Source organism: Massilia sp. P2_C2 (genome assembly GCF_056404615.1).
The window spans coordinates 1-12701 of record NZ_JBFUDR010000178.1 but is presented as its reverse complement, the minus strand read 5'-3'; the positions used below and the strand labels follow the sequence as shown (position 1 = coordinate 12701).

Genomic DNA, 12701 nt, shown 5'->3' with positions numbered 1-12701 from the left:
TGACCGTGTAGTCGGTCAGCGCGGGCGCGCCCACGCGCGCAAACGTGTGCAGGCGCTCGATGCCGTCCTCGCCGCGGATTGTCACGGCACGCTGGCCGGCCGTGGTCATCGCCTCCTTCATGGCGGGCGTCAGCTTGGTGCCGAAGAAGCGCTCGGGATCGGGACGGCGCGAGATGATGGTGCCGCGCGCGTCCGCCGTCGCCAGGATCGAGCCGGGCGGCAGATTGATGTCGTTGATGAAGGTGTCCAGGCCCTCCAGGTCCATCGCCGCGAAGACGACGGCGAGGACTTTCCCGCTGCGGTCGATGACGGGGTAGGTGAGGTTGATCGTGTGCTTCTTGATGACGCGGCCGAACACGTAGTCGCCGGCGATGAAGCGGCGCTCCGCGATCGCGCGACGGAAATGGCTGCGGTCGCCCAGGTTAACGGGGTGCAGCAGCGGCACGGCGCTGCACGTAACGTCGCCGTTCAGCTGGATGAGGCCGAAGTTGACGAAGCCCTCGTTGCGGTCCAGCACGTCCGACAGCAGCGAGGTGCACTTGGCCGTGTCGCCCATCAGGTCGGGGACACTGGCCAGGTCGACGAGGATCTGGCGCGCACCCTCGATCGATTGTGACTCGTTGGCGGCGGCCATGCCCGTCAGGCGGCGCAGGTTTTCTTCGGATGCCTTGATGGCGTGTTCCCGCTCGCGGACCCCGGACAGGATCGTCATCACCGCAAGCGGCGTGATCGCCAGCGCCACCAGCAGCATCAACCGGCTGCGCAGACTGTTCAGCCGGAAGCGGCTCGAACCAGATGTCATCTTTTCTATCTTTTACCCGCCGCAGCGTGCGCGGCATACGCATCACCAAATTCGATTATCCTGCGGATACCTTCGCGCAGCGTGGCCACGTCGTCCGAAATATAGCCGAGGCGAATGTAGCCCGGCACGCCCAGCGCTTCGCCAGGCATGAGCGCCACCTTCTTGTCCTCAAGCAGTGCTTCGGCAAAGCCGACCGTGTCCAACGTCAGGCTGCGCACGTCTCCCCACAGGTACGGACCGGAATCCGGCGCGTGCATGACGATCCAGGGGACCTCGGCAAACTGCCGTACCACCAGGTCGCGCCGCTCACGGTAGTCCGCCATCATCGCATGCGGCGCCCCGGTCGCGAAAGCGACGACGGCTGCCACCTGCGACAGATGCGGCGCGGCCGCCGTGATCGGGCCCTGCAGCGTCTGCATCGCGTTGACCACTTCGGCGGGCGCGAGCGCGAATCCGACCCGCCAGCCCATCATGGCATAGCTCTGGGAGGCCGAGAACAGCGTGACCACGCCGATCTTCCTCCAATCGCACAATGCCGCCAGGCTGGTATGCCGGCCTTCGAAGATCAGGTGTTCGTAGCTCTCGTCGACGATCACCCGGGCTCCGATGCGCTCTACCCACGCACGAAGGTGTTCCAGTTCCCGGCGAGTGTACACCTTGCCGGTAGGATTGTGCGGGTTATTGATGATCACAATGTCGGGTTTGCCGAGGCCATCCAGCAACGCCGGGGTGATTTCGTCCGGCAAATCAGCCAGAATGGGTTTCAGGCCTAGTAGTTGTGAAGTGGCAACATAAGCAGGCCAATGCGGCTTGAATACGAGCACGGTATCGCCCGGGTCGCTCAGTGTATACAAAGCTTCGTACAGACCCTGCTTGGCGCCGTTCGTGACAATGATCTCGTCGGTGTCCGCCGCAATCCCGTTCTCCTTTGCCAGCTTGGCCGCCAGGTGCTGGCGCACCTCCAGGGCGCCGACGACACTTGTATACGGCATGATGCGTTCCCGCTCGATCGCCGTGGCCACCGCGTCCAGCACGGGCCGGGGCGCCGGAAAATGCGAGATGGCGATCGAGAAATCGATAACCGGCCGGCCTTCGCTGCGCAGGGTTTCGACGCGGCCGTGCATGGCGGTGGTGGCAAGGGGACGGGACGAGGCAATCCTGGCTGAGATGTTCATCGTTTGCTCTTGGGATGGTGTTATTAAAATAGTATTGCGCACGTTCCAATGGCTGGGTGTTGCCTGATTGTACTAAATCGATAAATTCGCGCCGCACGGATGAATTTGTTTACCGGAAATTCTTATTTGGATGATATCACTGGGTACCGGGGTCGGGACGGGCGCCGCGCGCCGCCCGATTCTGGTACGGTGTTTGCAAGCGCAACCGGCTGGGCGGCCACGACCCGGACCCGGCGGCGGCCGCGCTCGCCGCGAGGCAGACGCGGCACTGAGTTTGCGCGACAATGAGGCATCGCGGCCTGGCGCCGCTTTTCGAAGGAACTTTCATGAGTGCGATCCACCTCGACAAGACCGACGCCCTGCTCGTGATCGACATGCAGGTCGACTTCCTGCCCGGCGGGGCGCTCGGGGTGGCCGGCGGCCATGAGGTCGTCGCGCCCATCAATCACCTGATCGAGCTGTACCGCGCCCAGGGGCTGCCGGTGTTCGCGTCGCGCGACTGGCATCCGGCGGACCACTGCTCGTTCCGGGCGCAGGGCGGCCCGTGGCCTCCGCACTGCATGGCCGACACGGCGGGAGCGCAATTCGCGGCCGAGCTGGCGCTGCCGGACGACGCCATCGTCATCTCGAAAGCCGCCACCGCCGCGGTCGACGCCTATTCCGCATTCGGCGGCACCGACCTGGCCGCGCAACTGCGCGAGCGGGGCGTGGAGCGCGTGACGGTGGTGGGGCTGGCGACGGACTATTGCGTGCTGAACACCGTCACCGATGCGCTGGAAGAGGGCTTCACGACGTTGATCGTGCCGGAAGCCATGCGCGCCGTGGATGTGCAGCCGGGCGACGGGCGCCGCGCGCTCGACCGCATGGTGGCGCGCGGCGCGGTGCCGGTGCGGTTGGGCGAGTTCGGGATGGTCGCCCTGTCGGTTGCGTGATCGGTAGGTGGACGGCTCGCCGTCCACGCGTTCAACGGACGTCGGCACGGACGCGGCATATTTGATGGCGCGTATCACCGCGTGGACGGCAGAGCCGGCTGCGCGCCCCGGTCCACCCAAACGATAACGAGGTATCCGTCGACATCGCGGCCGTGATCGCGCCGCAATACGGCCCGCTCGGTGGCCAGCACCGAGAACCCTGCCGCCTGCGCCGTCCGCGTCACGTACTCCAGCGCATGCGCAAACCGGTTCGACGGCAGCAGCGCATAGCCCTGCCCGGAATCGTCATGCTCCAGCGCCTCGCACGAGAACGCGAACAACCCGCCCGCGCGCAGCACGTGCCGCACGCGCGCGAACAGCGGCGCCAGGTTCCCGAGGTAGACCAGCACGTCGGCCGCCACGGCCAGGCCGCACGACTGCGACGGACGCTCCGTCAGCCAGCCGGTGATGTCGGCGCAGACCAGTTCATCGTACAGCGCCAGTTCCGCGGCCTTGTCCAGCATGCGCTGCGACAGATCCACACCGGTGACGTGCCGCGCCAGCGGCCGCAGGAACGGCGCGCACAGGCCCGTGCCGCAGCCGAGATCGAGCGCGGCATCCACCTTTGCTGCCGCCAGGTGCGGACGGAGCAGGGTGTCCAGCAGGGCCGGCGTGCGGTAGCCGAGGACGTCGACGAGGTGGCGGTCGAAACGGCCCGCGTACTGGTCGAACAGGCTTTTTACGTAGTCGGCCGGCGCGGTTGTCGGTTGGTCCGCCTCGCCCAATGCGGCCAGCGCGAAGCGGATCTCGGCGGCGTCGGCGCCCAGTGCGAGCGCGCGGCGGTACGCGGCCACCGCCGCGTCGCGCTGGCCCAGCGCACGCAGCGKGTTCGCGCGGTAGTGCTCGGCCAGCGCGTAACCGGGCCGCAGCGCCAGCGCCCGTTCGTAGCTGTGCAGCGCGGCCGCCAGGTCGCCCGTTTTCTTCAGCGCGGCGCCGCGCGCGCACCAGGTCTCCGCCGCGGGTGCCAGCGCCAGCGCGCGGTCGTAGGCGTCGATGCCGGCCGCGTGGTGGTCCAGCGCCTGCAGCGCATGGCCCAGCGCGACCAGGGCGTCCGCATATGCGGGGCGTGCGGCCAGTGCCTGTTCCGCGCTTGCGGCCGCGTCGGCATGGCGGCCCAGGTCGTGCAGCACGATGGCGCGGTGGCACCAGGCTTCGGCCAGCGCCGGCGTCAGGCTCAGGGCGCGTTCGTGGCTGTCCAGCGCCTCGGGCAGGCGGCCGAGCCGGCGCAGCGTGTTGCCGCGGTTGTCCCACGCGAGCGCGTACGCGGCGTCGAGGCGCAGCGCGGCCTCGTAGCTGGCCAGGGCATCGTCGACGCGGCCGAGGTCCTGCAGCGCCGCACCCAGGTTGCAGTGGGCGCGCGCCTGCTGCGGGTCGATGCGCAGCGCTTCCACTATCAATTCCACCGCACGGCGCGGATTGCCGCGCTGGCGTTCGATCACACCCAGCAGGTGCAGGGCGTCGAACTGGCGCGGATTCACTGCCAGCACGCGCCCGTACAAGGCTTGCGCCTGGTCGAGCCGGCCCTGCTGGTGCAGGCGCACGGCCTGTCCCAGCAGGTCGGACGGGTCTGCCGCCGTCATGCGCTCAACTCCAGGACAAGTCCGCCTTTGCGAGCGGCAGTTCGCGCACGCGCTGGCCGGTGGCGGCGAAGATGGCGTTGCAGACGGCCGGCGCGAGCGGCGGGAACGCGGGTTCGCCCAGGCCCGTGACGGGGTAGTCCGTCTTGAGGAAGTGCGTCTCGATCTTCGTCGGGGTATCGGGCATGCGCAGCAGCGGATAGTCGTGGAAGTTGCTCTGCACGATGCGGCCCTTGTCGATGTCGAGCGCCGGGTACATCAGCGTGGACAGGCCGTCGATCACCGACCCCTGCACCTGGTTCTCGGCGCCGGACAGGTTCACGATCTGCGCACCGATGTCCGCCACGACGACCACGCGGTCCACGTGCAGCCGGCCTTCCTTCGATACCGTCACCTCGGCCACCTGTGCGACATAGCCGCGGTGGCTGAAGTGGAACGCGACGCCCGCGCCCTGGCCGCGCACGAACTTGCGCCGGCCCCAGTTGGACTTGTCGGCCGCGGCCTTGAGCACGTTGCGCATGCGCGCCACGTTGTACGGCACGCCGCGTTCGCCCGTGCCCGCGACGAGATCCTTGTCGCCCAGGAGCTCCAGGCGGAACGCCATGGGATCGCGTCCGGCCGCATGGGCCAGTTCGTCGATGAAGCTGTGGAATACCCACGCGAACACATTGCTGCCCGGCGCGCGCCATGGTCCCATCGGGATGCGGCATTCGAGCGGCGTCTGTTCGATCAGGCAGTTGGCGACCCAGCGGCCGGGGAATTCGTCGCCCGACAGGTTGCCGCCGCTGCCCGGCTGCAGCACGCTCGCGCTGCCGCCGTCGCTTTCCTTTTTCTCGACGCGGTTGGCGAACGTGACGAAGTGATCGTGCCACGCAACGAGCCTGCCGTCGCCATCGACGCCGCCGCGCAGGAAGTGGAAGCCGCCGGCGCGGAAGTGGTCGTGCTGCAAATCGTCCTCGCGCATCCACGTGAGCTTGACCGGTGCCCTGACCTTTTGCGCGATCGCGGTCGCCTCGACGATGAAGTCGGACGACAGCCGGCGGCCGAAACCGCCGCCGCTGCGTGTGATGTGCAGGGTGACCTTGTCTTTCGGGATGTTGAAGGTGGTGGCGATGAGCGCCTGGCCCGCGCCCGGATTCTGCGTGGGCGCCCACAGTTCGAGCGTGCCGTCCGCCGGCTTGAACCACGCCGTGCAGTTCTGCGGTTCCATGCTCGCGTGCGAGATGAACGGGTAGACGTAGGTCGCTTCGACGGTGCGCGCGGCCCCGGCGAGGGCGGCGTCGACGTCGCCATCCTTGCGCATGACGGCGGCGCCGGGCTGGCCGCTTGCCTGCTGGGCCTGGGCGAGGAAGCCCGTCCAGCTGTGGCGCGCGCCTTCGCCTTCGTCCCAGGTGACCGAGAGCTTCTTGCGGGCGCGGAAGGCGTTCCACGTCGAGTCGGCGACGATGGCCACGCCGGGGCGCAGGCCGTTCAGGTCTTCCGTGCCCTCGACGATGAACGCCGCCTTCACGCCCGGCATGCGCCTGACGACGTCCAGGTTGGCGTCGACGGGGCGGCCGCCCAGCACGGGGCATTTCACGTACGTCGCGTACAGCATGCCCGGCAGCCGCGTATCGATGCCGAACAGCGGCTGGCCGCTGACGACGAGGGCATTGTCGACGCCGCCCACGCGCTTGCCGAGCAGGCGGTACGCGGCCGGATCCTTCAGCACGACGTCCTTGGCGTCCGGCACGGGCAGGGCGGAGGCCGCGCGCACGAGCGCGCCGTAGCCCAGCGTGCGGCCGCTGGCGCCATGCACGACGGCGCCGTTCCCGGTGCGGCATTCGGCCGCCGGCACGTTCCACGTCTGCGCGGCCGCGCGCACGAGCAGGGTGCGCGCCGTGGCGCCGAGGCGGTGGAAGTTGTCGTAGTTGGTCGGCGTCGACGTCGAGCCGCCGGCACCCTGCGAGCCATAGATCGGGTTCAGGTCGCCCTGCACGACGCGGACCTGCTTCCAGTCGACGTCGAGTTCCTCGGCCAGCACCATCGGCAGCGAGGTCTTGATGCCCTGGCCGATTTCCGGCTGCTTGGAGACGAGCGTGACGCGGCCGTCCGTGCCGATGCGGATGAAGGCGTTGGGGACGAAGTCGCCGGCGGCGTCCGCCTCGCCGTTGCCGGACAGTGCGGCGATGGCGCCGCCGGCCTGCACGCCGAGCAGCAGGGCGACGCCCGCGGACTGGCCGAGGAAGCGGCGGCGCGAGGAGGAGGGGACAGCCGCGCGCGTCATGCCTTCCCCTTGCCGTCGGCCGCGATGTCCGCCGCGCGCTGGATGCCGGCGCGGATGCGTACATAGGTCGCGCAGCGGCACAGGTTGCCCGCCATGGCGTCGTCGATCTGGGCGTCGGTGGGACGCGGGTGCTGTTTCAGGAGGGCGCACGCCGTCATGATCTGGCCGGCCTGGCAATAGCCGCACTGCGGCACGTCCAGTTCCTGCCAAGCCTGCTGCAGCGGATGCATGGCGCGCGCGTCCAGTCCCTCGATGGTGGTGATGCGGCGCTTGCCCACGCTACTCACCGGCAACTGGCAGGCACGCGCCGGCTGGCCGTCCACGTGCACGGTGCAGGCCCCGCAGGCGCCGACGCCGCAGCCGTACTTGGTGCCGACGAGGCCCAGGGTATCGCGCAGTGCCCACAGCAGCGGGGTATCCGCCTCGACGTCGACGGCCTGGGCCTTGCCGTTCACGTGTAATGTGTATTTGCTCATATCCCTGCAATGCTAAACCAAACCGCCCCGTCAAGACCAAGGGTTTTGTTATTTTGCTTCTGTTTTGCAAGGTATTAGTAGAAACTCAAGCGGTGTGCGATACTGGTGCGGCCTGATGCCCCGAGGCGCACCCCGACCCAAGATGCGATCACCGATCCCTTTTCCGACCACCCTGCGCAGTCGCCTGGCCGGCGCCGTCGGCATGCTGGTGCTGGGCGCCACGCTGATGGCCGGCCCGCTGGCCCTGGACGTGGCCGAGGAAGACCTGCGCGCCGTGCTGGGCGCGCAGCAGTATGCCACCCTGTCCAGCGCCGCCGGGTTCCTGGACGACCTGCTGGAAGCGCGCCTGCGCTACATGGCCGCCCTGGCCGCCGCGATGCCGGCGGACGCCCGCCGCGATCGGCGCCGCCTGCAGGAATGGCTCACCGCGCGCACGGCCGATGCCGCCGACGAATTCTTCAACATCGCCGTGTTTGCGCGCACCGGCGACATGGTGGCGTCGGGCGTATCGATGCCGACTGCGCAGCCGCTGACGGCCGTCGGCCGGCCTTATTTCGAGGAAACGCTGCTGCGCGGGCGCGGCATTGTGTCCGACCCGTTCCAGAGCCGGCTGACCGGCGCCAAGGTGGTGCTCGTGACGGCGCCCGTGTTCGACGACCAGGGCGAGATCGTCTACGTGATTACGGGCCGCATCGACCTGCAGCACGCACGCTTCCTGCACCAGGTCGACGCCATGCGACCGGGCAACACGGGTTACCTGTTCCTGATGTCGGCCGACGGCGTGCAGATCGACCATCCGGTCCGGGACCGCACGATGTCGCGCCAGGAGCAGCCACCCGCCACGCAGCCGGGCCTGTCCCGCGCGCTGCATGGATTCGAGGGGTGGCTGCACGGCCGCGACAGCGATGGCGCCGCCATCGTCACGTATAAACGCCTCGCGACGACCGGCTGGATCCTCGGCGCGCATTATCCGGAAGCGGAGGCGTTCGCGCCGCTCGAGCGCGTGCGCCGCAAGGTGTATGGCGCGGCGGGCGCGCTGGCGCTGATCGCGGCGGTCGCGTCATGGTGGCTCGTGCGGCGCGGCCTGCGGCCGCTGGACGCGCTGCGCCGCAACGTGGCCGCCGTGCGCCACGAAGGCCAGGACATCGACGTGCTGGCGCTCGCCCGGCACGATGAGGTCGGCGACCTGGGGCGCGCGTTCCACGACCTCGTGCACGCCCGCTCGCGCGCGGCCGCCCGCATGCGCGCGATCGCGGACAATGTGCCGGCCGTGATCGCCTACGTCGACCGCGAGGAGCGCTTCGAATTCACCAACGCCGGCTTCGACCGCATGCTCGGCACGCCGCCCGGCTGGGCGATCGGGCGCACGGCGCGCGAGGCGCTGGGCGAGCCCGGCTACACCCGCCTGGAGCCGCAGATCCGCGCCGCGCTGCGTGGCGAGCGGGGCCACATCGAAGACGTGCGCAGCGACGATACCACCCGTCACCAGATGATCGACACGATCCCCGATATCGACGAGGACGGGGGCATCGCCGGTTTCTACGTGCTGGCGATGGACATCAGCGAGCGCAAGCAGGCGGAACTGGCCCAGGCCGCGAGCGAGCAACGCCTGCGCATGATCGCCGACAACCTGCCGGTCCTGATCTGCTACATCGACCGCAACCACCGCCTCGACTTCGGCAATGCCACGTTCGAGACGTGGCTGGGCCTCGAGCCGGGGCGCCTGCCCGGCATGCACCTGGCCGAGGTATTGGGCAAGCCCGCGTACGACGCGGCCCGCCCGCGCCTGCGCCAGGCGTTCGAGGGCGTCGGCACCACGTTCGAGATATCCCTGCAGGCCCAGAGCCGGCACCGCATCCTCGAATGGACGTTCGTCCCGGACGTGCAGGCGCAGGGACGCCTGGCCGTGGGTGTCGGCGGCGTGTATGCGCTGGCGCACGACATGACGCGCGTGAAAGAGGCGGAAAGCCGGCTCGTGCAGATGGCCCGGTTCGACAGCCTGACGGGCATCGCCAACCGCCGCCTGCTCGGCGAACTGCTGGGCCAGGCGCTCGAGCGAGCGCGCCGCCAGCGCCAGGTGTTGGGCCTGGCCTACCTGGACATCGACCACTTCAAGGGCATCAACGACGTATGGGGCCATGGCATCGGCGACGAGGTGCTCAAGGAATTCGCGCTGCGCCTGGCCGGCTGCGTGCGCGCCACCGACACGCCGGCCCGCCTGGCGGGCGACGAATTCGTCGTCCTGCTGGAAGACGTGAAAGGGCACGACGAGGCGGAACGGATCGGCGCGAAGATCCTGGGCGCGATCCTGCGACCGTTCGCGACCGGCGCCGGCGACCTGGCGGTGACGGCCAGTGTCGGCATTGCCCTCGTCGCCGCCTCGGAGGGGCCGCTGCCCACGCAGGACGAGGTGCTGGGCCGGGCCGACGGCGCGCTGTACGCGGCCAAGCGCAACGGGCGCAACCGCTGCGTGGTGCGCTTGGGTGATACGGCGGAGGCGGCGCTGGACGGGGTGTCCGCGCGGCGGGGAATGGAACGGGACGTGTCATGAGCCGTCGCCGCGTGCCGGCGCGGAACATTGCGGCGCCGGCTGCGTCGCCACCAGCATCATTGCGCCGCCGGCTGCGTCGCCACCAGCGTGCGCTGCACCCACCCGCCCGCCACGTTTTCGCCATCGATCCTGACGAAACCGTCGCGTTCCTCGCCGGTGGCGATGGCTTCTTCGGCGCGCTTCAACGTGCCCATCACCTTGCTGCCGGCGCGCGGTTCCGTGTACACCTTGACGCTTGCCAGGCGTGCATACACGCTGGCGCCGGCCGCCACGGGCACGCCTTCGCGGGTGGATGCGCGCGCATTCGCCCTGGCGGCCGTGCTGCCGGTGCGCACGAGGGTCGGTTCATTGCGGATCTTGACGACGATGCGGTTGTAGTTGTCGAGCAGGCTGGCCGCGACCATCTTGCCCTCCGGCGTATTCGTATAGCCGCCCAGGCGCGAATAATCGCCGCCGCCCCAGCTCCAGCCTGAGATGCCGAAGTCGGTCTTGCTGGCGACGCCTTCTTCGGCCGCCACCTGGATGCCGGAGCGGACGTCCGCGATCAGCAGGCTCGTCTGCGCTTCCCGGAATTTCACATTGCCGGCGACGCCGCCCGCGATCCGGCCCAGGCCGCCCAGCAGGCGCCCGCCGAAATTCGTGATCGCGCCGCCGATGCCGCCCGTGTCGCCGGCGGTAAATTGTACGTTCGGCGTCATCACGAAATCGGCGGCCTGCAACTGGCCCTTGCCGACGTTGCTGCCGGCCAGTATCTCGCCGTCCGCGGCCAGCGCCCGTTCCTGCTGCAGGTTCGCGAGCGCGGCGCCCCGTTCGACCGGCTGGAAGCAGTTCGATTGCTGGATCATGATGCGCAGCAGCGCCACGGGCGAGCCCAGCCCGTAGGCTTGCAGCGCGGACGCGCTCGCGCTCTGCGCCTCGCTGACCGCGATGGTGCCGAGCGGACGGTCGCAATGTTCGACTTTGGAACTGGTTTCCTGCGCATGCAGGCCGGCGGTGCCGACGAGCAGGGCGGCGGTGATCGTGACCCGGATTGGCTTCATAGGCTTATAGGTGAACAAAATGTTGATGATCGCGCGATACCGCGCGCAGCCCTAGAGGCCGCGCAGCACACGCATGATATTTGTTCATTTTATAAGACTGAACCGGGTTGCAATCTCGCTAATTTTCACCTTTTGACATTATTAAGACACAATGGCGGGTCTAGATGCCGGTCGGGTAGGTTTCCGGCGGCTCTTCCGCATGCCAGCCGCCGCCCGGATCCAGCGGCTGCACGGCCGTCGTATGGTCGATGTGGATCACGGCATCGAACTGGCGCGCCATCTCGGCCGCGAAATAATGGCTGTGGCGTTCCGTACGCGGCAGGTAGATGACGCCGATCGCCCGTTCCAGCTTGCGCTCCAGCATTGCGGCGCGCGCGCCGTCGGTGTCAATGCCTTCGCGCAGCGGCAACAGGAAGCGGGGGATGCCCGTTTCGTGCAGCAATGCTTCGTAGCTGCCCGGCATCCCGGGACGGACGCGCTTGTGCTCGGCCGGCGCATCCCATTCGGACGCGGCGGTCACGAAGCCGTCGTACGTGGAAAAGCCGATCAGCCGGGTCTGGCCATCGTATTCCTTGCGGGCCAGTTCGCCGACGTTCCACTCGCCCATCTCGCCCATCTCCGTCGCGCGCGCGTCGCCGATGTGGGAGTTGTGTTCCCAGACGACGATCTTCTCCGGCTCGCCATCCTTCGACAGGTGTTTGGCGAGCGCGTCCAGTGTCTCGGCCATATGACTGTCACGCAGGTTCCAGGAAGACACGCGGCCGCGGAACATCGTCCGGTAGTATTCCTCGGCATTCTTGACGAGGCGGGCATTCTGCTGGGCATAGAAGAACGCTTCCTCGTCGCCGTCCCGGTACATGTAGTCGCTGGCGCGCTGCTGTAGCTGGCGCAACTGTTCCAGCACGCCTTCCTCGCAGGACGCCGACAGGTCGAGGCTCGCCGTATAACCATAGTGCTGGCTGTCCTCGTGGTAATGGTCGAAGCAGGCATAGCGTTCCCGCGCCTGCCTGGCGGCGCCCGGGTCGACCTCCTCGAGGTAGCGCAGCACTTCCTCGATCGACGTGAACAGGCTGTACAGGTCGAGGCCGTAGAAGCCGACCTGCGGGCCGGACGTGCGGGCATTGTGGTGTCGCAGCCAGTCGACGAAGGCGGTGACGTCGGTGTTGCGCCACATCCAGTTCGGGAAGCGCTGGAAGCCGGAAAGTGCCGCGTTCGCATCGCGGTCGTCGCCGCGGCCGCGCACGTAGCGGTTGACGCGGTAGGCGTCCGGCCAGTCGGCTTCGACGGCGACGGCGTGGAAGCCCTTGTCGTCGACCAGGCGCCGGGTGATGCGGGCCCGTTCCTCGTAGAACTCGTGGGTGCCGTGCGTCGCCTCGCCCAGCAGGACGAAACGGGCATCGCCGACGAGGTCGAGGAGGGCATCGTAGTCGCGCGCGCCGCCCGTCAGYGGGCGGGCGGCGGCGCGGATGGCAGCGATCGCATGCGGCGTCGCCATGACCGCCTCAATGCAGCCAGCGGCTGCCGGAACGCGGCCGCGCGGCGTCGCGCGGCACGGCCCCGCGTTCGATGAAGGCTTTCATGCGCGCCAGGTCATCGTCCATCTGGGTTTTCGGATCGGACCCGAGCAGCGAGGCGAGGCCGTGGCCGAGGACGCCCGCCGGCGGCGTGTAGGACATGCGCACGGTCACGCGCGTGCCGCCGCGATGCGGTTCGAGCTGGATGGCGCCGCTCTGCGGGATGTCGGCGCCGGCTTCGCTGCGCCAGGCCAGGCGGTGCGGCCGATCCTGCTCGGTGAGCACGGAATTCCACGCGAATTCGCTGCCGCCCGGTCCGCGCACGACCC

General features: G+C 68.7%; 9 protein-coding genes and 1 pseudogene. 2 read left to right on the top strand and 8 right to left on the bottom strand.

Going from position 1 to position 12701, the window contains the following annotated elements:
- Positions 1-802, bottom strand: a pseudogene (locus AC1DYX_RS19480) (hybrid sensor histidine kinase/response regulator); the annotation flags it as partial.
- A gap of 5 nt (positions 803-807) precedes the next feature.
- Positions 808-1977 (bottom strand): pyridoxal phosphate-dependent aminotransferase, encoded by a 1170-nt coding sequence (locus AC1DYX_RS19475; RefSeq protein ID WP_477261812.1) that lies wholly within the window; start codon positions 1975-1977, stop codon positions 808-810.
- A 326-nt stretch (positions 1978-2303) separates the two neighbouring features.
- Between AC1DYX_RS19475 and AC1DYX_RS19470 the strand changes: the two genes are divergently transcribed.
- Positions 2304-2909 (top strand): isochorismatase family protein, encoded by a 606-nt coding sequence (locus AC1DYX_RS19470; RefSeq protein ID WP_477261810.1) that lies wholly within the window; start codon positions 2304-2306, stop codon positions 2907-2909.
- A 74-nt stretch (positions 2910-2983) separates the two neighbouring features.
- Here AC1DYX_RS19470 and AC1DYX_RS19465 read toward each other — a convergent pair whose 3' ends face one another.
- The 3 genes from AC1DYX_RS19465 to AC1DYX_RS19455 are packed head-to-tail and all read right to left on the bottom strand — an operon-like array spanning position 2984 to position 7267.
- Positions 2984-4528, bottom strand: coding sequence for a tetratricopeptide repeat protein (locus AC1DYX_RS19465; RefSeq protein WP_477261808.1), 1545 nt, complete (start codon positions 4526-4528; stop codon positions 2984-2986).
- A 4-nt stretch (positions 4529-4532) separates the two neighbouring features.
- A complete protein-coding gene (locus tag AC1DYX_RS19460) occupies positions 4533-6791 on the bottom strand; it encodes a xanthine dehydrogenase family protein molybdopterin-binding subunit (protein WP_477261806.1) in 2259 nt (752 codons plus the stop codon).
- Positions 6788-7267: a (2Fe-2S)-binding protein gene (locus tag AC1DYX_RS19455; RefSeq protein ID WP_477261804.1), complete on the bottom strand. Its 480-nt coding sequence runs from the start codon at positions 7265-7267 to the stop codon at positions 6788-6790. The genes AC1DYX_RS19460 and AC1DYX_RS19455 overlap by 4 nt, the downstream gene beginning before the upstream one ends.
- A gap of 142 nt (positions 7268-7409) precedes the next feature.
- Here AC1DYX_RS19455 and AC1DYX_RS19450 point away from each other — a divergent pair, with 142 nt between their 5' ends.
- Positions 7410-9818, top strand: a complete 2409-nt coding sequence (locus AC1DYX_RS19450) for a diguanylate cyclase domain-containing protein (protein ID WP_477261802.1) — start codon at positions 7410-7412, stop codon at positions 9816-9818.
- A gap of 56 nt (positions 9819-9874) precedes the next feature.
- On the opposite strand, the gene AC1DYX_RS19445 is transcribed toward AC1DYX_RS19450, so the two are convergent.
- The 3 genes from AC1DYX_RS19445 to AC1DYX_RS19435 all read right to left on the bottom strand — a co-directional run.
- The gene (locus AC1DYX_RS19445; protein WP_477261800.1) at positions 9875-10858 is read right to left on the bottom strand and encodes a hypothetical protein; all 984 of its coding nucleotides are present in this window, start codon (positions 10856-10858) and stop codon (positions 9875-9877) included.
- Between the two features lie 160 nt (positions 10859-11018).
- A complete protein-coding gene (locus AC1DYX_RS19440) occupies positions 11019-12353 on the bottom strand; it encodes an erythromycin esterase family protein (RefSeq protein ID WP_477261798.1) in 1335 nt (444 codons plus the stop codon).
- A gap of 7 nt (positions 12354-12360) precedes the next feature.
- Positions 12361-12701: SRPBCC family protein (locus AC1DYX_RS19435; RefSeq protein WP_477261796.1), on the bottom strand; the 341-nt coding region annotated here is incomplete at its 5' end.

Coding starts and splice junctions, on each gene's coding strand:
- AC1DYX_RS19470 (WP_477261810.1), top strand. CDS start 2,304: ATGAGTGCGATCCACCTCGACAAGACCGACGCCCTGCTCGTGATCGAC.
- AC1DYX_RS19450 (WP_477261802.1), top strand. CDS start 7,410: ATGCGATCACCGATCCCTTTTCCGACCACCCTGCGCAGTCGCCTGGCC.
- AC1DYX_RS19475 (WP_477261812.1), bottom strand. CDS start 1,977: ATGAACATCTCAGCCAGGATTGCCTCGTCCCGTCCCCTTGCCACCACC.
- AC1DYX_RS19445 (WP_477261800.1), bottom strand. CDS start 10,858: ATGAAGCCAATCCGGGTCACGATCACCGCCGCCCTGCTCGTCGGCACC.
- AC1DYX_RS19460 (WP_477261806.1), bottom strand. CDS start 6,791: ATGACGCGCGCGGCTGTCCCCTCCTCCTCGCGCCGCCGCTTCCTCGGC.
- AC1DYX_RS19455 (WP_477261804.1), bottom strand. CDS start 7,267: ATGAGCAAATACACATTACACGTGAACGGCAAGGCCCAGGCCGTCGAC.